At 58.8% G+C, this 21209-nt stretch carries 15 protein-coding genes and 4 pseudogenes; 11 read left to right on the top strand and 8 right to left on the bottom strand.

Annotated features, from left to right (window positions below):
- Nucleotides 1-250 precede the first annotated feature (250 nt).
- A complete protein-coding gene (locus EJ076_RS01315) occupies nt 251-517 on the bottom strand; it encodes a DUF2285 domain-containing protein (protein WP_063169299.1) in 267 nt (88 codons plus the stop codon).
- A 109-nt stretch (nt 518-626) separates the two neighbouring features.
- Here EJ076_RS01315 and EJ076_RS01310 point away from each other — a divergent pair, with 109 nt between their 5' ends.
- The 8 genes and pseudogenes from EJ076_RS01310 to EJ076_RS01275 all read left to right on the top strand — a co-directional run bounded on the left by EJ076_RS01310 (nt 627) and on the right by EJ076_RS01275 (nt 7457).
- Nucleotides 627-845, top strand: coding sequence for a helix-turn-helix transcriptional regulator (locus EJ076_RS01310; protein ID WP_029354714.1), 219 nt, complete (start codon nt 627-629; stop codon nt 843-845).
- A gap of 657 nt (nt 846-1502) precedes the next feature.
- The gene (locus tag EJ076_RS01305; RefSeq protein ID WP_082826572.1) at nt 1503-2447 is read left to right on the top strand and encodes a DMT family transporter; all 945 of its coding nucleotides are present in this window, start codon (nt 1503-1505) and stop codon (nt 2445-2447) included.
- Complete coding sequence (locus tag EJ076_RS01300) at nt 2444-4426, top strand: argininosuccinate synthase-related protein (RefSeq protein WP_063169298.1); 1983 nt, start codon at nt 2444-2446, stop codon at nt 4424-4426. The genes EJ076_RS01305 and EJ076_RS01300 overlap by 4 nt, the downstream gene beginning before the upstream one ends.
- A gap of 221 nt (nt 4427-4647) precedes the next feature.
- On the top strand, nt 4648-4875 hold the full coding sequence (locus EJ076_RS35955) for an aminotransferase class III-fold pyridoxal phosphate-dependent enzyme (protein WP_263485461.1): 228 nt from the start codon (nt 4648-4650) through the stop codon (nt 4873-4875).
- Nucleotides 4836-5084: an aminotransferase class III-fold pyridoxal phosphate-dependent enzyme gene (locus tag EJ076_RS35950; RefSeq protein ID WP_063169297.1), complete on the top strand. Its 249-nt coding sequence runs from the start codon at nt 4836-4838 to the stop codon at nt 5082-5084. Before EJ076_RS35955 ends, EJ076_RS35950 begins: the two co-directional genes overlap by 40 nt.
- Before the next feature lie 308 nt (nt 5085-5392).
- Nucleotides 5393-5627 (top strand): annotated as a pseudogene (locus EJ076_RS01290) (aldehyde dehydrogenase family protein); the annotation flags it as partial.
- Nucleotides 5628-5695: 68 nt separating this feature from the next.
- Nucleotides 5696-6351 (top strand): annotated as a pseudogene (locus EJ076_RS01285) (IS630 family transposase); the annotation flags it as partial.
- Nucleotides 6352-7256: 905 nt separating this feature from the next.
- On the top strand, nt 7257-7457 hold the full coding sequence (locus EJ076_RS01275) for a hypothetical protein (RefSeq protein WP_244514237.1): 201 nt from the start codon (nt 7257-7259) through the stop codon (nt 7455-7457).
- A 307-nt stretch (nt 7458-7764) separates the two neighbouring features.
- On the opposite strand, the gene EJ076_RS01270 is transcribed toward EJ076_RS01275, so the two are convergent.
- Together EJ076_RS01270 and EJ076_RS01265 are read right to left on the bottom strand one after the other, a co-directional pair.
- The gene (locus EJ076_RS01270) at nt 7765-8463 is read right to left on the bottom strand and encodes an OmpW family protein (protein ID WP_063169295.1); all 699 of its coding nucleotides are present in this window, start codon (nt 8461-8463) and stop codon (nt 7765-7767) included.
- Between the two features lie 38 nt (nt 8464-8501).
- A complete protein-coding gene (locus EJ076_RS01265; RefSeq protein ID WP_082826571.1) occupies nt 8502-10664 on the bottom strand; it encodes a prolyl oligopeptidase family serine peptidase in 2163 nt (720 codons plus the stop codon).
- A 217-nt stretch (nt 10665-10881) separates the two neighbouring features.
- Here EJ076_RS01265 and EJ076_RS01260 point away from each other — a divergent pair, with 217 nt between their 5' ends.
- Both EJ076_RS01260 and EJ076_RS01255 read left to right on the top strand, forming a co-directional pair.
- Nucleotides 10882-11142, top strand: coding sequence for a hypothetical protein (locus tag EJ076_RS01260; RefSeq protein WP_095769041.1), 261 nt, complete (start codon nt 10882-10884; stop codon nt 11140-11142).
- 93 nt (nt 11143-11235) lie between these two features.
- Nucleotides 11236-11436: pseudogene (locus EJ076_RS01255) on the top strand (SMC-Scp complex subunit ScpB); the annotation flags it as partial.
- A gap of 161 nt (nt 11437-11597) precedes the next feature.
- On the opposite strand, the gene EJ076_RS35050 reads toward EJ076_RS01255, so the two are convergent.
- The 5 genes and pseudogenes from EJ076_RS35050 to EJ076_RS01230 all read right to left on the bottom strand — a co-directional run bounded on the left by EJ076_RS35050 (nt 11598) and on the right by EJ076_RS01230 (nt 18021).
- Entirely contained in the window at nt 11598-11834 is a 237-nt protein-coding gene (locus EJ076_RS35050; RefSeq protein ID WP_063169293.1) for a hypothetical protein, read from the bottom strand.
- Between the two features lie 116 nt (nt 11835-11950).
- Nucleotides 11951-12634 (bottom strand): annotated as a pseudogene (locus EJ076_RS35570) (integrase); the annotation flags it as partial.
- 243 nt (nt 12635-12877) lie between these two features.
- On the bottom strand, nt 12878-16411 hold the full coding sequence (locus tag EJ076_RS01240) for an autotransporter domain-containing protein (RefSeq protein WP_082826570.1): 3534 nt from the start codon (nt 16409-16411) through the stop codon (nt 12878-12880).
- Between the two features lie 702 nt (nt 16412-17113).
- Nucleotides 17114-17746 carry a hypothetical protein gene (locus EJ076_RS01235; RefSeq protein ID WP_063169290.1) on the bottom strand — a complete coding sequence of 211 codons (633 nt, stop codon included), beginning with the start codon at nt 17744-17746 and terminating at the stop codon, nt 17114-17116.
- Nucleotides 17743-18021 carry an AlpA family phage regulatory protein gene (locus EJ076_RS01230; protein ID WP_063169289.1) on the bottom strand — a complete coding sequence of 93 codons (279 nt, stop codon included), beginning with the start codon at nt 18019-18021 and terminating at the stop codon, nt 17743-17745. Before EJ076_RS01230 ends, EJ076_RS01235 begins: the two co-directional genes overlap by 4 nt.
- A 975-nt stretch (nt 18022-18996) precedes the next feature.
- On the opposite strand from EJ076_RS01230, the gene EJ076_RS01225 reads away from it, so the two are divergent.
- Nucleotides 18997-20928, top strand: coding sequence for a potassium transporter Kup (locus EJ076_RS01225; RefSeq protein WP_063169287.1), 1932 nt, complete (start codon nt 18997-18999; stop codon nt 20926-20928).
- Nucleotides 20929-21209: the final 281 nt, after the last annotated feature.

Genomic DNA, 21209 nt, shown 5'->3' with positions numbered 1-21209 from the left:
ACCCTTAGCCAGCTGTGAGCTTTCAGTAGGTTGTCCATCCGGCCCTTCGGATGCGGTGCGGCTCAGACGGCGGACCCGTTCCTGTCATGATTCGCCGCCGCACCCATTCCTGGGAAGCAGCCATTGGCGAGCGGAGGACAAAATGATGAGACAGCGAAGCGCTGGGCCATCCGCGCTGTGGTGATACGTCGATGCATGGCGGTTGCGCGACTTCGTTGCTTGAAGCGAAGCGACCGCACCGCCCATTTCGTCAACTGGCGAACAAATCCTTGTAGCCGCTCGTCACCACCCAGTTTGCACGGTCGAGATGACTGCGAAGAACGTTGCGTGCGCGCTCAGGTTCGCGTGCCGGATCAATGCCGAGGATCACTTTGGCCATTTCCTCTTCAGTGGCGTTGTCGGCCGAGGCGTCCAGGAGCCTCATATAGGTTGTAAAGTGGTCCTTGTCGTAGGCTGTAATGCGGTCCGACCAGGGGACCTCGTCGGCGAACGGCGTGTTCGATCTGGGCTGCAACATCGCTAATTCTATCTCCGGCCAATGGACCCGCGAAGCCCTGTGCCTGCTAAATGTGGATTACATATTATAGTTGATAAACTCAAGCCGCCTGATCCGCTGGCTTGCGTGCATGGATATGCGCAAGTTGGTCGGACGGAATGTGCAGAGGATCAGGCAAAGGAAGCGCCTGACGCAGGAGCAGCTTGCGGAGATTTCCGGGTTCAGTCAGCAGTACATCAGCGGCTTGGAGAAAGGCCGAAGAAATCCGACAATTATCACGATCTATGAACTGGCATTGGCCCTCGGCGTCAGCCACATGGATCTGGTTCGGCCCGACAAACAGGCATGATACACCCGCCCTCCAAGTAGCTGGCCGCCTGATGGCGCGCGCCGGGTGCTCGTGAACCCAGGCTTTTCTTAGGGTCCCCCGGCAGCCCCTGCCATTTGGCTCGCCCTGGCCCGGCGCACCCTATTGGACAGTCGGCCGCTGCGGTTTTTGTCAGCCTTTCCTGGGGCGGTCGGCATTGCCTTTTAGGCCCGCCGCGGCCTCCCGCAACCTTCGCTCTCGCTTCAGGTCCTTCTCTTGGTTACGATCCTTCGGATGCGGTTCGCCTCTTTCAGCGGGCCTAATCGCTTTCTGCCGCCCACCCCACGGGGACAGCCACGCGAGACTAGTATGGAGCGTTGCGGTTAGCGCACGAACAGCAAAGGAACTGAAAAAACAGGCAACTGTCGAAGCATGGCTGAACCAGCCATCGTGTCGGCATCTTGGAGCCGCGTGTTCGCCTTGAGGCCCTGCCGGTAGGATCCCTGCAGTTGAAGTCATTGTCGGCATTCTGACAACAATGGACATGAACCGCCGAACTATCAAGGCGACCAGGTTGTTGTCTAGCAATGGTTTTCCGAATCGGCACGGCACTTGCGTTACCAAAAACAAGTACGCCGCGGCACGGATCGCCCAAGAGGCTGAACGACCTGATCTGTTTGACCCTCGCAGCAGGGGTGGATGGCTAACACAAAGGAAACTTTGAAGGTGGACGTTTTCGAAAGTTCTCCAATACCTGTCAGGAAAACACGGACGCCATCTTTCTCGGTGGATCTAGCCTTGCTGGGAGTCGCATTCGTTTGGGGGGCGAGCTATCCGGTCGGGAAAGGCGCACTGTTCTACGCGCCGGTTTCGATACTTGTTCTTTATCGCTTCCTGATTACTACGATCATTACGGCAGTGGCTGCAAGACATGAGATCGCATTGGTCTCCTGGGGCGATTTCATCCGCGGCTTCGCATTGGGAACAATACTTTTTTGCATCTTTATTGCTGAAACTTACGGCGTTGCATCGACAAGCGCAATGAACACGGCCTTGATCATATCGCTTTGTGTGATTTTCACGCCGAGCATCGACTATGGGCTATCACGGCGACTTCCACCTACGGGCATTTTGGCAAGTGCTGCCATAGCGTGCATCGGTGTCGGCATTCTCACTGGCGGGATCAGCAGGTTCAGCCCGGGTGACGCGCTTGTCTTGGGGGCCGCGATTCTGCGAGCGGTTATGGTCGTTTCCACCAAACGCCTTCTGGCCGGCCGGCAGATTTCATCTGCAGCCCTGACGGCCATCCAAGGATCGACGGTGGCAACACTTACTTTCGTTTTGGCCGTCGCTCAGTTCGGAATTTCAGGCCTTGTTGTGAGGGCCACCCTTCAGTTTTGGGGCGCTGTTGCCTTCCTTGCACTCTTCTGCACCCTCGCTGCATTCTACATTCAAAATGCCGCAGTGAGAAAATCCACACCGACACGGGTTGGCTTCTTGATGGGAACAGAACCTTTTTTTGGTTTCGTTCTAGCGCACCTTCTTCTGAATGAGCCTTTGACAGTACCGAGCTTGATAGGCGCAGGCCTCGTCCTCGCTGCGACGTTTGCTGGCATCTGGTTTGAGAGCAGGACATCCAAATGAACCCCATCTTGGCTTCCACCAAACCCGCCATCGGCGGCATTTCGAGTTTTGAAGATCTGGAGGCTTTTCCGGACCGAACCGCACCAGTTGCAACCATGTTCAGCGGCGGTCTCGACAGCACCTATCTTCTCTACAAGCTGCAAAGCCTTGGCTTTGCGAACATTGAAGCTGTCGCAGCGGATGTCGGAACGCGCATCGATCAGCCTTTGTTGGAACGGACGGCAGCCATGTTCGGCGCGCGCTTTGTCTGCCTCGAAGGGCGGGATGCCTTTGTCGAACAAGGCGTGAAATCAGCCATTCGAGCCCACGCCAAGTACCTTGGCATCTATCCGTTGAGCAGTTCGTTGAGCCGTCCCATAATCGCATCTTTGGTTGTTAATCATGCTAGGTCAATCAACTCACGGCTGGTTCTTCATACAGCAAACCTTTCTCAAAACAGTCTTCCGCGCCTTAACAATAGCATTAAGCGCTCAGGATTTTCCGGCAACTTCGGCAGTCCGTATGAATGCTCTGTGATATCCCGACAACAGAAGACCTCCGACCTGTCCAAGTGTGGAGCGACTTTTGTGGCGGACCGCACGTGGAGCGCGGACGAAAACCTCTGGTGTCGGGAATTCGAGTCGGGGCCTTTGGAAGATCCCGAGAACTTTTCCATCCCCGAGGAGGCATTTGCTTGGACGCGCCACATTCCCGCAGAGCAGCCGGTAGAGATCAAACTCGGGTTTGCAGACGGAAGTCTCGTGTCAATTGATGACCGTGATGTTGCATTGGTCGACGCAATCCCGTTCCTGAATAACACGGTCGGCAAATTCGGGCACGGCCGCTTTGTCGGGCTTGAACACATCACAACCGGCCAAAAGGTTCTCGAAGTCCGCGAGGCCCCTGCCGCGGCCATTATCTTCGACGCGCTGCGTCACCTCGAAACCGCTTCTCTTGACGTGGCATCAATCGTTTTGAAGCAAGGGCTTGAGCAAGCCTGGTCCCAAGAGGCGGTTTCAGGTGCATGGGGCAGTACTATTCACCAGATGTGCGAACGGGCCATTGCATCCGCCCTCGAGGGCGTTAGCGGGAGCGTCAGCTACATAGTCGATCACACACGCTTTTTACCTCGGTCGATCCGAGCCAGGACGCCGAGATACATTAGGGACCGCGACCTTTGGGAATACCAAGCCGCAACCCACATAGCGTTGTCCAAAGCGTTCCGTCCTCGCCAAGTCACCAAAAGGGAGACACCCGTGGAAAACAACGCACCCCAGGCGCCGGCCAACCTCAGTCAACAATGCACTGACGGTCTGGTGACAAATGGATGGTGGTTTTCAAAAGGCGAGCGCGCCGAAGCCTGCTTTGGCATCGAAATTGATGCAGCCTGGAAGAACTTTGCTGACCATTGGAATCGACTTCTTCTCGATGAATACATGCGTGACGGCGGAACATATCGTTACCGGCGCTATAGCGCTTTTGAATATGACGCGACTGACGGAATCTTTAGGCTCCTACCCCACGCCCCCTACGAACAATCAAAAAGTGTCAATCATCTGAATGGCGGCTTCAAGCGCCACTTCGAGCCCCTTGAAAACTCCTTTATAGACCATCCCGTCTTAGAAAAGATTCTGACAGGTTTCTGCAGAATTCTATGTGAAGCCGCCCGACATGATCGTTGGAATATCAAGATCCATCCCTACCGGATTGTCGCGCGCGATGGTGTAAATGGCAAACCGGCACCCGAGGGCCTTCACCAGGACGGGGTGGACTTCATTGCTTGCTATATGATTGGGCGGGTCAACGTCACCGGCGGCATGAGCATGATCACCGACGCCTCAAAGGAGTTCCTCGGCGAGGTCGAAATGAACTCCCCGAATGATTTTGTGATCTGCAACGACCGCGAAACCTTTCACGATGTATCGTCGATTGTGGCCGAAAACCTGAAAATGCCGTACGCTTATCGCGACGTCCTTGTGATCGCCTTCGAGAAATTATAACGCCCAGCGCGCCGAGAGCATTTTCAACAAGGTTCAATACTGCTTGGTATCCTCTCGGGTGTTCCTGGTGCGGGAACAATGCAGGATTAATTTCTTGCATCTAAACACCTAGATAGCAGTTTCGCCTCTCTGGTATGATGGTTTTTGGCCTCGCGGATCTCGCGTAATACGAATGACCGTGGACACCCCCGATCTTCGCAAGAAAGTGAGAAATTATCCTCATGCTGTCCGACGAGGTGGTCTGCGGCTTCGGAGGCACCGGGAACTGGTTTGGTAGCCAGACATTTGGGATGGAACCGGACATGCTCTCGATCGCCGGGGGGCTTTCATCCGGTCACCTGCCCATTGGCGGCGTCATTATCTCGACAAGATTTATCAATGCGCCGCTGACGAGGCCCACAAGGTCGGCGTGTTCGGTCACGGTTTCACCTACTCCGGTCATCCGGTGATAGCGGCCGTCGCCGCCGAGGCGATCAGGATCTACAGCGAGATCGATTTCGTGACCCAGGCGCGTCGTCTCGGCGATCACTTGCATGGAGCCCTCGCGGACGCGCTCGGCGACCATCCGCTTGTCGGTGAAGCCCGCGGCCGCGGCTTCATCGCGGGGGTTCAGATCGTCGAGGATCGTGCGCCCGTCGCGTCTTCGCGCCCGAGCTGAGGATCGGCGATGTCGAGCGGCGGTGCCGCGAGCACGGCGTCATGATCCGCAATATGGGAGAAGTGCTTGGAATCTGTCCGCCCTATATAATCACCGAAAGCGAGATCGACCCCTTGGTTGACGGCATTCGTTCTGCACTCGACGGCGCCGCTGCTGCGAATTCCCGGGTCGGTCGGGTGGCATGAGTTCCAGCATTAAGACCGACTGCTTCACTTCAGTGGATATTATCGAGCAAACGCTCACCCGAGGGGTGCACTTCATCCGTGTCCGGTACAAAACGTCACCCATGTCTCAGGTCGGGCACGCCGCTCGCCAACGACACCGAGTTCGGCCTCGCGGCCTACTTCTACACCGGCGATCTCGGTCGCGCCTTCCGCGTGATGGAAGGACTGAAGTACCGGCGTCAATGAAGGCCTGATCACCACGCCGGAGGTGCCGTTCCGCGGCGTCAAGGAATCGGGCCTCGGCAAGGAAGGCGGCCTCCAGGGCATCGTGGATTATCTCGACACCAAACATGTCTGCATCGGCGGTCTCGGCGTCTAGTGGTTCCCGCCTGACATAGGAGTCCAATCAGAGATTCCCTTTCTGGCCTGCGCGTGCGAGTCTGGCGCATGCGCACAGGAAGATCGTTCACCGTTTCGTCGGCCGATCGCGTCCGTCTGACGGCGCTGATCAGGGATCGCAACGCCCCGCAAAAGCATGTCTGGCGCGCCGAGATAGTGCTTTTGCCCGCCGACGGCGTCGGCACCGGCGAGGTCATGCGCCGCATCGGCAAGTCGAAGACCGACGTCTGGCGCTGGCAGGAGCGCTTTGCCGCGGAAGGCTGTGACGGGCTGCTGCGCGACAAGACGCGACAGTGGCGCATTCCGCCGCTCGGTCCCGATGTCGGCGAGCGCGTCGTGGCACTGACGCTTGCCGATCCGCCGGGCGAGAGGACCCACTGGACCGCCGACATGATGGCGCAAGCCGCCGCAATCAGCGCCAGCGCCGTCAGGCGCATCTGGAAGGCGCATGGTCTCGCACCCCACCGCTGGCGCCAGGTTCAAGCTCTCCAATGATCCGAAGTTCGTCGACAAGTTGCGCGCCGTCGTCGGCCTCTATCTCGATGCGCCGGCCCATGCCATCGTTCTGTCGGTCGATGAAAAGAGCCAGATCCGGCGCTCGACCGCACCCACCCGGCCTGCCGATGAAGAAGGGGCGGCTCGGTACGATGAGGCACGACTACAAGCGCAACGGCACCACCACCCTGTTCGCCGCCCTCAACGTCCACTATTGTCCCGTTGACGAGAATATCATCTTAGTTGCTTGTAAAAATTTGTTCTCCACTTCCGTCTCCATCGTATCTCAGTCAACGCGATGGAGCAGGAAATGACTACAAACATTGTGAAACTGGAAGAAGGCAGGGCAATCGGCTCTAATCGTGACGTGCCGCTGTCAGATCATGAGGCGGAAGCCCTAGGGCATCTTGCGGTGGCGCTGAGTGGCATTTCGACGACCATTCGGTCCGCCGCCTACAAACACGCGCTAAACTCTAGTCACGCGATGAAGCCCCTAAAGGAGACGGAGGACGCGCTTACCGACTACGACGCCTTGGCGAGGGCGGCGGGCCGAAAGCAGCCGAAAGCGGCGGAGGAGGACGACAGGAAGGGGGACGCCCTAGCGAGAGAGGCCGCCGCACAGGTCAGCAGGGTCGATCAGACCCGATCTTCCCGCTGGAGCAGACCGCGAAGGGTACCGGTGGCATCAACGGACTACGTTCGGCAGGTGGTCATGGCAGATAGTCAGCTTGGAGCAGTGTCGGCACTGGTAAACGCGCGGCGAGTGGCTCCAGAACGCTTCCATGCTTCTGTTCCCAGTGTAGATAATAATCCGGATGCTCCGCTTCTGACCTCTTTTTCGGACTATCTGAGCAGGGTGTGCGGACTGGAGTCAAAGTCCCGCGAAGGCGTTCTCCTGGGCAGCCGCCGCTTTCTGGATTGGTTCCATCACCACCATTCCCGGCCAAGCCCTCGGCGCGTTGACGGCTGAGCATGTCCTTGCCGCTGTCGAACATCGGCTGTCACTATCGGCGACCTCCGGTACCCGCACCGGCAGCAACTTCTCACATCGTATTGGGCTGGCCACCACGACCAGAATCTCGCGCGCGTCGTCCCCAGGACGCCCCACTGGCGTTTGGCTCATCTAACCCTCGAACTCGGCTACGGCCCGTCGACGGTCTTCTTCACATGGGTCGGATTCGACGAAATGGACGAGGTCACAGGCGACGGCCATGCTGAACTGCTCGACGACGGCTCCATCGACATCACCTTCTATCACAACGGCGACGAGGCAATCCTCAAGGCCAAACGGGACACTTCTTCAACGGCCTGCTAGGAGATCCGTGTTCGCCTTGCGCTGACAAAGAAGCTCACACATGACGTCCGGGAGACGATGCTGGCAAATGGTCTGGCTGAAGCATTCCACCCACAATACCAAAGCCCGTCCCGATCCAAAGCGCTTCTAAGCACTCCACCTCAGGCGCAAGGCCGGTTGGCCAGTGCATCTTCTTGGTCCGCCGGAAGAGAACCCCGCCCGACAATAGCTTCATGAGGTCTTGCGCTGCAGTGTCGACCGTAAAAAAGGGCGCGCGAGGCGCCCTTCATTTAAACCGGCAGTCGGGAAGCAGACTTCACTCTGATATTCAAAAGCGGTAGGTGACACCTGCGCCTATCAGCCAGGGATCGAGCTCCGCCTTCCCCGTCAGCTTCGCGCCGGTCACCGTGACGTCGAAGTCCGGCTTCAGGAAAAGCTTCTTCACGTCGAAGTTGAGGCCCCAGTGCTGGTCCACCATGTAGTCGAATCCGACCTGCAGCGCCGTGCCGAACGTGTTCTTCACCTTGAGAGCATCAGCGCTGCCAGTGTCCTGGTTGTAGAAGATCGTGTAGTTCACGCCGGCGCCGACATAAGGCTTGAACGCGCCGAGATCGGTAAAATGGTACTGCAACGTGAGTGTCGGCGGCAGCAGCCAAACTTTGCCGATGTTGCCCAACCCTCCGATCGTCCCTTGGCCCGCGATGTTGGCATAAGTGGTACCGAGTATGAGTTCGGCGGCGATGTTGTCGGTGAAGAAATACGAGATATCGAGTTCCGGCGTCACCGTGTCCGAATACGAAAGACCGGAGCCGGGAAGCGTATCAACGTAGCCCAGATCTTTCGTAACGACGCCCAACGCCCGCAGGCGGACCTGCCAAGGGATTGGCGCTTCGGTGACCGAGGCTCCCGTCTCCGCCAGGACGGTCTCTGCTTGCGCAGGCTCCGCGGCGACGGCCTGCTGTCCCACCATGATCAGGGCCACCGCCGCTGCTGTTGCCCGCGCTACGCCCATTCGCGTTCTCGCCATGAGATTCACTCCTTGATGTTCAGAAAGGATGCACTGCACTATTTCGTCTCCTGCTCGAATGAATTGTTGATGGACCTCAAATGCCCCTCTTGCGTTGCAACGCGTTCCGCCGTCTCCGGAGGGTGATCGTTGAAGCCGATTGCGCTGCGGAGAAAATTGGTGCCTAGACTGATGAATGCGGCTTGCTCCCGATTGTCCTCGCCGCAGCCGTGCCCGCCTGCGCTGGCCTCGTAGAAGTAAGCGGGATAGCCAAGAGCCTGCAGTTTTGCGGCCATCTTGCGCGCATGGCCCGGATGGACGCGGTCGTCGCGTTTCGTGGTGGCGATCAGGATAGGCGGATAGGGCTGTCCCGGCGCTGCGGCGTGATAGGCGGAGATTTCCTTCAGGAAAGCCCAATCGTGAACCTTGTCCGGATCGCCATATTCGTCGATCCAGCTCGCGCCCGCCAAGAGCTTGGTGTAGCGACGCATGTCGATAAGCGGTGCTGTGCAGAACAGAGCCCCGAAATGCTCAGGATAGCGGGTCAGCATGTTTGCGATCAGCAGGCCGCCATTTGAGCCACCCTCGGCGGCAATCCGCCTCGGCAGGGTGATGCCCCTTCGCACGAGGTCGGAGGCAACGGCGGCGAAATCGTCGTGGGCGAGACGCTTGCCCTCCCTGCGCCCGGCTTCGTGCCAGCGGGTGCCGAACTCGCCGCCGCCGCGGATGTTCGCCTCGACACACGTGCCACCGCGCTCGAGCCACAGCTTGCCCAGCGGGGAGTTGTAGTAGGGCAGGAATGATACGCCGAACCCGCCATAAGCGGAAAGGTGAATCGGAGCATCTCCGTTCCCGTTCGCCGGACCAACCTGCGTATAGGGGATCAGCTCATGATCGATAGAGACTGCCTCGTGGCGCGTGACCACCAGTCCGGATGCATCGAAATTCTCCGGGCTGCGCTTCAGGATTGCTGAAGCGCTGAGAGACGGCGCGGCATTCAGATCGAACAGCAAGAGCTGCGGCGGCGTGATCGGATCCTGAGCACAGATCAGGACCTCTCCATTGGTCTCGTGAACTGCCGCATCGAATGACCAGACGTCGACAGTACCTTCGGCGGGCAGGGTGTTCAGGACTCGGCGCGTCCATTCCTGGTGGCCGGGAGTGAACATCTCGAAACGCGGTGCGAGATTGACGAGGTAAGAGATAATGAGCTTCCCGTCATTCCAGAAGAATGACTGCATGGAGCGCCTTTCCCCTGGTTGAAACAGGGTCTCAAAACGGCGTCCGCCGGCGAGGAAAGTGGAAAGCGAGATGACGATCAGCGCGTCGGCGGGATGGGTGGTGCCTCCCACCGTCCAGGGCTTGCGCGGCCTTACCGCCAGCCAGTCGCCGAAGACCCGCCACGACGCGTCGCGAGGAAGATCGATCTGCCTCCTCGGCCCGCTCCTATCGCCGATCCAGCTGATCTTCTCGAAGAAGGCCGGCTGCTCGATGAACCAAAGGCGCTCGCTGCGGCCGGTGCGGTCCGAATGACCAGACACTTGGAAGCTTTCGAACCCGGCCTCGAAGATTGCCGGCGTGGTGAGGGGATCCGCGTCACGCTTCCACAGTCGAACTGTGCGCGCATAGCCGGAGCGGGTGGCCATGCCATTACCAAGCGCACTGGAAAGCAGAAGCGTGTCAGGGTCCAGCCAATTAACGTAGCCTTTGGCCTCGGGGAGGTTGAAGCCGTCGGCGACAAAGCTCAGAGAAATCAGGTCGAATTCGCGATGCACGACCGCGTCGCTGCCGCCGCGCGACAGGCGCAGAACGGCTCTTTCCCGTCTCTCCGGCTCGATGGACGCGCCGTCCCAGATCCAGTCCTCTCCGTCGCTAGCCGCGAGAGCATCCAGATCGAGCAGTAGCTCCCATTGGGGATCCGCCTTCATGTAGGCGGCAAGGGTGGTCCGGCGCCACAGTCCGCGTGGATTACCGTCATCTCGCCAGTAATTGTAGAGGTACTGACTACGGCGCGCGATCAGGGGAAGATTGTCGCGATTGTCGAAAATGGCTGTCAGAGCCGCGCGGTCGCGCTCGAACTGCGTTCCACCGAAGTGCTTCAGAGTCCTTGCCGATTGGCCGGCGGCCCAGGCAAGTGCCCGCTCGCCCTCTACATCTTCAAGCCAGACATAGGGATCGTCGTCGGGAGCATCAAGCGTTGGACGGACATCAAATGCGTTCATGTCCGGACAGCCTTCAGAAAGAAGGGATAGAGGCTTCCGTCGGCTCGGGAACGCTCAGTGTCGGTAGCGGCGCCCACATGTTCGAAAAGCGTGATCATTGATGAGTTCTTCCAGTCGGTGCGGCATCGCAGTGCTTTTGCGCATAGGGCCGCAACCTTCGTGCCAACTGGGAAAATCGTTTCGGAACAATGCGATCGCTCTGGAAGCGTTGTGTCACATGTCCGACATCGTCGAGAATCCGACAACGAGTGCTCCTCCTAATCACCGGATCAACCTCCGGCGCCAGTCGTGGACACTGTGCAGAACTCGAGAAGTGAAGCTCATTGGAGTGAACCTGGTTGACGCCCAACATCTTCGCTCTGGAGCGCTTCACGCACACGGATTCATGGCAGACACCATGATGCGATCGATGCTGTTAGAGACCAAGCTGGCTGCGCCTGTGAGTTTCAGCCGCCAGCTGGAAGCAGCGGAGTTCTGAGGAGAAGGGTGGGGGGCCCAAGCCCTGCCGCAATCTTGGCCTGCACCGTCCCCTTGATTGTTGTGGGTCAACGTCTGCCTGCCCGCTGAATTTGGCACGCCTTACACCTACGTCACGACCAAGACCTTCCTGTTGCACTTCGGCCTCGACACACTGCGGGATTTGCCCGATTTCGAGGCGATTGAGGTTGCCGCGCTGCTCAGCAAGGAGAAGCTGCTGGCGGGCGATACTCCCATCGGGCTGGTGAGTGGTGGAGGAGGTGAGGAGCGACACTCCAAGGCCAGGACGGGCTAGCGCAGCAGATACATGGAAGTAATCGCTTGATATGAGCGGTTGAGAGTCGAATCAGGGAACTATGCGATCACTATCGATAAGAGGTGGCAATATCGATCGTGATTGTATCGGGCCACTCTACGGCGAAGGAGGCGGCAACTTGTGTCTCCGACCCGAAACGATTACCTTGCGGCCATTATGAGCAAGCATTTGGCATCCGTCTTGACGACGTGAACGCGCCCTGCAGCGTACAGCTGGACGACGCGGCGCTGGCCGATTGCTTTGCGGATCTCGATTTGGCCAAGCAGCATCCCGCTCATGTCAGCGCCTTTCTCGGCGAGGTCCCTCTCGCCCAGCAAGTCGAGTTCGCAACCGCGCACCACATTCGCGGTCGACGAGATGAAGGCTTTTGCCGCCAAGTTCTCTGCCTGGTCCGGCGAAAGCTATCCGCTCGCCGCATAATGGCTGGACATGATAGCCGACGCCCGTCCCGAATGGCGGCGGCTTTTTCGTATTATATCGACCTGATCGACAAGATGCGGCGGAACAGGGGTCCACGTGCGATGCGGCCAAAGCGGATCCAGCTCTCGAGCGCGACTACGGGGTAGGTGTGGTCGCTGGAGCCGCGGCCGACCTCGACCTCGCGCCAGCCGGTCTTGCCGCGCAGGGTGACCAGCAGCCCTTGCCGTCAAAAATCTCGATCCAGCTGGCGCCATCGCTGTTGTCGTCGCGCATGACGTCGAGACCGACGATCTCGGAGCGCCGCAGGCCGCCGCCACAGCCCAGGAGCAAAATAGCGCGGTCGCGCAGGCCCTGAGGTCGTGGCCGAGCGTGGCGATCATCGCCAGCAGATCGTCGCCAGGACCGCCTCTTTCTGCCGCGGTGGCTTTGCGTGCTTGCGGCGAATGCCGGCAAGAACCTTATAGATATGCCGCTCCGCGCGGTCCAACGGCCGGCCGCGCTGGGTAAAGTTCCAGGCGAGGCCGGAAAGCCGCCGCTCGATGGTCGCAAACTAAAGGGCAGGGGCGCCACGCTTCGGATCGCCGGCGGCGGTGCCCGAGGCACAGGCGCTGATATTGAGCCTGATCACCTTCGAGCCCGGAGGCAGGGGATCGAAGCCAGCGCGCCGGCACCAGGAGGAAAAATGCCGCCAATCCTTGGGGTAGGCGTCGCGCGTGTTCTCCGAGGTGGCGTTGTAGCCCCTCGCGGTCTCGACCAGTTCCTGGACATGCGCCGGGACTCTTTGAGCCGGGTCTCCATCTCCTTGTAGAGCTTGTCAAGCTCGCCATCGACTGGCTTCAGGTCGTCGATTGAACATTGCGTCATCATAGGCTTTGTGCCTTGTTGTAGCAGGCATCGTCCGTTCGCGCGGCGGACACAGACATCACCGTCGCTGAGCCGAGAACGACGGTAAAAGAAAATGCACTCACTGACTTCATAACCAATCTCTTTTGCGGGTGATTTAGAAACGGACGCCGAGCTTGGCGCTGAACCCGTGTGTCTGGGCATCCGAGGCGATCTGTCCCTGATAGGCGATGCCGAACGTCGCGTTCTCGGTGATGTTTACGTCAAGCCCAGCTTCGAGCAGAGCTGCGTTCTTTGCGATCGGCACGCCCTTGATGGCGAAGGAGGAACCGCCAGCAAAGGCAAGAGCGGTATCCGGCCTGACGTCGCCGAAGGCGTGGCGCCAGCCAAGACCGCCGCGCGCGGTAGCAGTCACGGTGCCGAGGGTCAGTACCGTCGACGCACGCAGACCTAGCGTGGTAAACGCCGTGTCGCTCGAGCGATCCCCGCTCGACAAGGCGGCTGCGCCGCCATTCTCGGTGAAGCCATCGGCGTCAAAATTCACATAAGCGAGATTAGCGTAGGGCTCGAAGGAAGCCGAAGCCGTATTGATACGGTAGCCGAGCTCGCCAAAGGCCTGGAACGTGCCGGCGTCGTAATCGGCCGAAAGGCTGTCGGCGAAGCCTGGAAAGACCACGGACCTGCCGGTCTCGATGCTGTGCCAGGTATAGGCAAGGCCGGAACGAAAACCGAGATTGCCGTTCTGCGTGCCGGCAAAAAGACCGAGATGGTAATTCTCGCTCGAGCCCGACGACGCGCGATCGTCCGCCTCCAAGGAGGTATGGCTGTAGCCGCTGATGAGGCCGAGCCGCCAGCTTTCGCCGACAGCCGCGTCACCGCCAGCCAGAAAGCCGCCTGTCGAGTGATCGAGACCGGCGGCATTGCCGTCGCTGTCGAGATGACCCCAGGCGCCGAAGCCACGGCCCCATACGGCGAAATTCTCACTCGTTGCCGGGGCCAGTTCCAGACCACCCAGCCCATAAGTCATCACCGGAACGCTGGAGGCACCGACGCCGTCGAACGCCGCACGGATCCGTTCGCTCGCGGCATCGCGTACAGAATGACTGTCCTCGATGAGGCCGCTATGAATGGAAGCATGAACCTCGCCTGATAGCATATCGAAAGCGTTGCGGGCTTCCGGCGCCGTCAGGAACAGGATGTTGTCCTGGATCGGATTACCGCTTCCAAGCGCCTGAGCCGCTGCGGCGACCGAGCGTTGATTGAAGGTGCTGGCTACATCGGCAAACGCCGTCGATGTGCGGCTGATATCGAGATAGACATTGTTGGCATCGTAGACGAGCTGGAAATCGACGAAGGGCGTCGCGTCTGTCGCCAGAGCCCCCGTCAGCCCGCCATAGGTGCCGCTTACGCCGCCTGCTGCGGAGAGCAGAGTATATCGGGCATCGACCGATAGCGTTCCCTGCCGCAGCAGCTCGATCTGCGCGCCGCTGTCGATCGCCGCTGCTCCGCCAACATCGATGAGATCGGACGACCTTGCGAGGTCGACCTGATAGATCGATCCGGACTGCTGCGCGAAATCGCCCGTGACAGTCAGTGTGGTGACGATCCTGCTCGGATCGGTCGCACTGCCAGGAGCGACCGTGCCGCCCTCGGAAATGGTGACCGCACCGTAGGTGCCGCCGCCTGCGACGACACCGCCGCTGTTTGCGATAGCCGTGCCCCCGATCTGCCCGTCATTCCCGAGAAAGCCGGACGTGGTCGCATCATGGGAAAGCACACCTGTATCGGCAAGCAGCAATCCCGCGCCGGAACCGACCGTCGTCATGCCGGAAAAATTGTTCTTTCCGCTCAGCGTTTGCACGCCACCGGCAACGAATAGTTTGCCGCCCATATTATTGTTATCAACGTCGAGGTCGTTGATGCTGCCGGCGAACGTGTCGTTCGAATCCGTTAGCACCAGGGTACGCTTGCCCAGTTCGACCGTTCCGCTGCCACTCAGGCTACGAATACGGGCATCGTTGTAGGCGTCGGAGATTCCCCAATAGTCGCTGCCATTTCCATGTTCGGAGATATCGAACGTGCCGTCTGCAACGACTTTCGCTGACCGTTGGATGTTGCCGAGCCCCGCAAGCGAGAGATAGGCATCCTGAGCAATATTCGTCTCGCCGGTGTAGGTGTTGACATTCGTCATCCGGACCACCGTCTTTGTATCAAGCGTCAGCGATCCGGAGCCGGAGACGACACCCGCTATGCCGAACCCGCCCTCATTCCCCATGCTCGTCGTGATCCTGCTCAGACCGGTCCCTTCGGGTGCGGATGAATCGGTAGAGAAGTTGCTGGCAGTGACGAAATGTGACGTATAAGCGGTATACTTCTTCTCCAGATCGAAAATGACCGATCTGTTTTTGAAGAAGTCAAGACCGGCAACAAAACTGGTCTGGTCATTGGGTTGTTCCGTCGTGCCGCTGGTGTAGGTGAAGTCGATATTGTCCAGCCTTACCGGATCGCCATCCGTTCCTGCGATTGTAACGCTCGGGATGTTGCCCGATGCGCTTACGATCTCGCGTTGCTCATTTCTCCGAACATTTTTAAGTTTGACGCCCGCATCCTGAAATTGCTTCAGCATCGCATCACTGATCTCCAGACTGCCACCGCCCGGTGTGCCGGTGTCGAGCAATACCGCGGTCTTGTTGGGGTCGGTGATTGGTGGGGCTCCATCCTTAACCGTGTACTGCAGATTGTAGCTGCCTTCGTATTCGGTCGAGGCATTGGCGCCAGAGCCAGGAAAATTCTGATAAGAATCCTGATCTTTTTCCTCGGGTTCTCCCCATGGCATGGCATTAGTATATTGGGCCCGGAGGCTTGGATTGAGGTTGACAATCGTGCAGGGGGAACAGCCAGGCGTTTGGTCGCTCTCGGAATCCGGATTCACATTGGCGGAGACCACGTAGCCAGACCTGGTGACACTGCCCATCATGCCCCAGACACTTGTCTTGCCAAGAAAATCGCCGGCCCCGAATGTACCTGCGAAATCGCCGCCTTCGTCTGCCATCTTGCCAGCGGTCATTTTCGCCCGCTGCTCCTTATCGGCGTGATAAGGTTCTTGGAGATCCTGACCATACATATCTTTAAGTCCATCCGTCACGGATCCCGGCGTGCACTTAAGATTGTTGTCCTTGCAATACGCATGGGTATAGACAAAATCGAGAATGCGAGCAGCCCGGTATTTCTTATCGCTTACAGACGGCCCGTCGATTGTTATCTTTTGATCTGGATCGACATATGTAAATTTATCAATTTCCACGTTCTGAAGCTTATTACCATACGTTCCGTCCCCGTACGTATATACGTAAGGCGTGTCGGCAATCGGGCGGACCCCGGTCACCTCTGACCCGATCTGCGTGTTGAGCTGGTCCGAGCCCGTGTCGAATACGTATCGCTGCGCGTTGCCATTGTTGATCTTGGCCCAGATGCCCAGGCGGTCATGGCCTTCCCCGACATACTCCAGCGGGATCGAAATCGGGTCGTCGGCCAACGCTTCTCCAGTTGGAAATGCTACCAGACCCACCCCGAGAGACACAGCCGGCAGGAATACCGTCGTCATCGCGGTGGTTGCCGCCAGAAAGTTCTTTGTCCTGAAACAAGCCTGCATACCTGGTCCTCGAAAAAGTCTCGCAAACTGATTGTTCATTGGAACGGCCTCCTGAATTGTTTAACGAGACCCTTTATGGCGGCCCTGGCTGACAACAGCCTGAAAGCTGCAAGCGGCCTGCGAGAATGGGGCGATCCTGAATGACGACAGGTGCTGTCAACAATGGATGAGTGCTCGGCCTGAAAGCTGAGCACGCTTTATGCTCAGGCTGCTGACAAGGCCAAAGCAGCGTAAGTGCGGAGTGAAATCCAAGGTCCACATGGGTCGTCGCGCTTCCCGTGCGCCTGGGAAGGCGCCGGCCCGGCCAAGCTTTCCCAGATCGTCCGGATGGCGCACAAGATACCGGTTCAGGTCGATCGAGATGGAGGCCGAGGCGTATGCCAAGGCGGTCGACTGCCTGACGAAAGATCAGAATGCGTCGCTGGCGCTCTACGATTTCCGCCGGCAGCGAGCTCAGCTCCTGCCGGGCATCCGTGTTTACTGGCGACGAGACACAAGATGTGCCCAAATTGCCACCAGACCGTCACCTGCGATGAGTTTCGGCAACTGATTTTGTCCTTTCAATCGTCGCCACTTCCTGGCCGCGGCCAACATGGGCCACTCGAAGGCAGCAGACTGGCGGCTATATGGACGGGCTGTGAGCCCGCACCGGAGACATTGGCGAAATCTACGATCTCTATAGCAACGTCAAGGAGAAGCGCGAGGTGTTGCAGATGTGGTCAAATCACATCGAATGGCTGATCAAGCAGGCTGCGGATGACGCTCTGGCGGCGTAGCTGCTGGCATGGGCGGAAGATGCGGCGCAACAATCGTCAGAGCCTCATCGAATTGGAGATCATGCTTGACCAGCAAATGCGCGGCCAATGCTTCGATGGCTGACCAGTGATCGAGTACTAGCCGGGCCGTGCGATCTTCGATCCGCCTCCAACGGGGGCGGCGCGGCATCAGGAACCGCAACTCACCATAGATTCGCTTGGCATCCGCGTAGTCGCTGCTCCCCTCATTCCCATCGGACGCATTCATCGCCATATCGCGCGGGTCCAGATAGCCTTCGAATGCGGATTCTGCAAAAGGACCTGCCAGACACGCAACTATCTCTTGGATCGCTTCATCGCGTTGGAAATGTCGATCCATATCGTTCTCGAAAATCGGCTTTAGCTCCGAGGTGAATCCTTGCGCTGAATAGAAAACCGTGCCTTCGACAAAACCACCGCACTCTCCGTCACCGGCGTCGGGGTAAATACTAACACTTGAGAAAGCAGGGAGTTCACGGTCGTCGTCGAACATCTGACGGTGCAAAACGATGGCGGCCACCGCGTGCCCGGCTTCGTGATGCGCCACAGACGGGAGAAGATATTGGGAGGCTACATTCATGCGGTGCGGCTCTCAGATCTAGTTTCCATCCAAGCCCTGATATCGGATTCAAGCCATGCGACTCGGCCGGGGGAGATGCGACGCCGCTTAGGGAACAGGCCTGCCTTCAGAGTCGCGCGGTCGCGCTCGAACTGCGTTCCACTGAAGTGCTTCAGGGTCTTTGCCGACTGGCCGGCGGCCCAGGCAAGTGCCCGCTCGCCTTCCACATCTTCAAGCCAAAGATAGAGATCGTCGTCGGGAGCATCCAGCGTTGGACGGACATCAAATGCGTTCATGTCCGGACAGCCTTCAGAAAGAAGGGATAGAGGCTTCCGTTTGATCGGGAACGCTTAGTGTTGGTAGCGGCGCCCACATGTTCGAAAAGCGTGATCATTGATGAGTTCTTCCAGTCGGTGCGGCATCGCAGTGCTTTTGCGCATAGGACCGCAATTGTCGTGCCAACTGGGAAAATCGTTTCGGAACAACGTGATCGCTCTGGCAGCGTTGTGTCAGATGTCCGACATCGTCGAGAATCCGACAACGAGTGCTCCTCCTAATCACCGGATCAACCTCCGGCGCCAGTCGGTGACACCGCATTCCTCTGTCTTTCCAGGAGACGGCGTGGACATCAATGCCGTTCCTCACCGAACCCGCCTCCTAGCCCTTCGCCCATACGTCACGGCCGCCCCCCGGTTTGGCTTCAACCTGAAGGATTACGGCGTCCTCTTCGCAGAGAAGATCGGGTTGTTCGTGGCGCGCGCAGCGGAGCCCAAGGAGCTTTTCTGGGTTGCGGATACTGGCATGTCGATATTACGACCGTGTGTCCTTCGACAAGCTTGGTGGCTTCTTCAACCAGAATCTCGCCGCGGAGATCGAATCGTTATCTGCGCCGCAAAGTGCGGCCGGTGAGCGGCGTGGCCCTGCGTTCCAGTTGGCCACGGTCCTCGCTGGGACGAGCAAGTAAATGGCTTGCGCAGCAACGGTGCGATCACACCTGGAGCACGGCGTCATCAGGAAAGCGCCATCCTTGTGCGCCCACGACACCCTGGTCGCCATCGGCCGCATCGCGGGGGGGCACTGTGGGCGATAACCATTCATTGATCTGGGCGATTGAGGGTTCTGCCGGGGCGCTATTGCTGCTCGGTAGGGCTGCGGGCTGGCGAGTCTACCAAGGCGAGCAACGACAGGCGAGACGGCAGACATTACGTGACGGAACTTGATATTGCAGTGCAGCAAGCGTAGAGCACCGCGCGCTTATCGGAGTGTCGTCCATGGCCCTTACCAATGCTGGTAACGAGGCAGAACCTGTCGAACAATCGAGCCATTCTGAGGTCGAGCAGCACAGCACCAAGGCGCTGATGTTGGGCGCACTAGGTGTCGTTTATGGCGATATAGGCACCAGCCCGATCTATGCATTTCGCGAGGCGTTGCATGCATCAGCGGGTGGCAACGTCGCCAGCCGTGGCGACATCCTCGGCGTACTCTCGCTGATCATCTGGTCCCTGACGATCACCGTGACGATCAAATACATCATGTTCGTGCTCCGCGCCGACAATCGAGGCGAGGGCGGAGTGCTGTCGCTTATGGCGCTGGCGCGCAACAGTTTCCCGACCTGCTCTGCGGTGATCCTCGGCATCGGCATCGGCATCGGCATCGTCGGCGCGGCGCTTTTTTTTGGCGACGCCGTCATTACGCCGGCAATCTCGGTACTGTCGGCGGTCGAAGGTATGAATGTCGTCACGCCGACGTTCCAGCCCTATGTGGTGCCGCTGACACTGGCCATCCTGGCGATCGTGTTTGCGGTACAGCGGTTTGGCACCGGCGGCGTAGGATTGGTGTTCGGACCCGTTACCGCGCTGTGGTTCCTGGCCATCGGCCTTTCCGGGCTCAACCACATCATGGACGACCCGGAAATCCTGCTGGCAATCAGCCCGCATTACATCGTGTCGTTCCTGGTCAACTCGCCTGACGTCGCCTTCGTTACGGTTGGTGCAGTCTTCCTCGCCGTCACCGGAGCCGAGGCGCTCTACGCCGACCTCGGCCATTTCGGCCGCAAGCCGATCGTGCTCGCCTGGCTGGCGATCGTGTTCCCTTGTCTGTTGCTCAATTATGTCGGGCAAGGCGCCTTCGTGCTGGCAAATGGCGGCGTTGTCGGTCATCCGTTCTTCGAGATGAACCAGGGCTGGACGCTTATTCCGATGGTCGTGCTTGCCACGGCGGCGACCGTGATCGCCTGCCAGGCGGTGATCTCCGGCGCCTTTTCGCTGACCAGGCAAGCGGTACAGCTCAACATGCTGCCGCGTTTCGTCATCCAGCACACGTCGGAAAAACAGTCGGGCCAGATCTATCTGCCGCGCATCAACCTGATGCTGGCGCTGGTGGTGATGCTGCTGGTGGTCGGCTTCGGCGAATCCAGCCGGCTGGCCTCGGCCTACGGTATTTCGGTGACCGGCAATATGCTGGTGACGAACATACTGCTTTTTGTTGTGATGACGCGCATCTGGAAATGGCCGCTCGGCGTCGCGATAGCCTTAATGGCGGTGTTCGTCTTCATCGATACCGGCTTCTTTGCAGCTAACATCGTCAAGGTATTCGAAGGCGGCTGGGCCTCGCTTGCCATTGCCGCAGTGATCGTGATGACCATGTGGACTTGGATAAGAGGCAGCAGGTATCTATTTGACAAGACGCGCAGGAACCAGATTCCGCTCGATTTCCTTGCGGGCAATCTGTTGAAGAAGAAACCGCAGCTGGTGTCCGGTACGGCCGTGTTCCTGACCAGCGATCCCGCCAGTGCGCCGACCGCGTTGATGCACAGCCTGAAGCACTACAAGGCGCTGCACGAACAGAACGTCATCCTCTCTGTGGTGACGGCGCAGCAGCCCGTGGTGCCCGACAGCGAGCGGATCAAGATGGAAACGATCAATGAGCTGTTCATGCGGGTGACACTGACCTTCGGCTACATGGAACAGCCTAACATCCCGCGTGCGCTGGCGATCTGCCGCAAGCAGGGTTGGAAGTTCGACATCATGACGACGTCCTTCTTCCTGTCGCGTCGCTCGCTCAAGGCGTCACCCAACTCCGGCATGCCGGTGTGGCAGGACAAGCTGTTCATCGGCTTGGCGCGCACGGCCGCCGACGCGACGGAGTATTTCCAGATCCCGACCGGACGTGTGGTCGAGATCGGAACGCAAGTGGCCGTTTAGGTATGCCCGGTTAAGCAGAATCAATTGGCATTTCGCGAGCCGGTGAATGCCTGACCGGGCGGAGGCCACGATGCTTGCGCCAAACTGGGGTCCGGTTCCAGGCCTGAAGCTTCCGGCCCCGAAAGCCGTCCTTTACGCCTGCGATCATTTCCGTTCCGCATTGTCTTGCCGACCCACCAGTCGAGATGCGCTGAAACGACCTCGCCGGGCAGCAACTTATCATTTGAACCTAATCGATGTGCCGCAAGTCCGACCTTCATTCTTCAGTTCACAGGCTAGCG

Source organism: Mesorhizobium sp. M7D.F.Ca.US.005.01.1.1, from assembly GCF_003952545.1.
GTDB classification, from domain to species: Bacteria; Pseudomonadota; Alphaproteobacteria; order Rhizobiales; family Rhizobiaceae; genus Mesorhizobium; species Mesorhizobium loti.
Note: the sequence above shows the minus strand (reverse complement) of the source record. Positions and strands in the feature narration are given on the sequence as shown.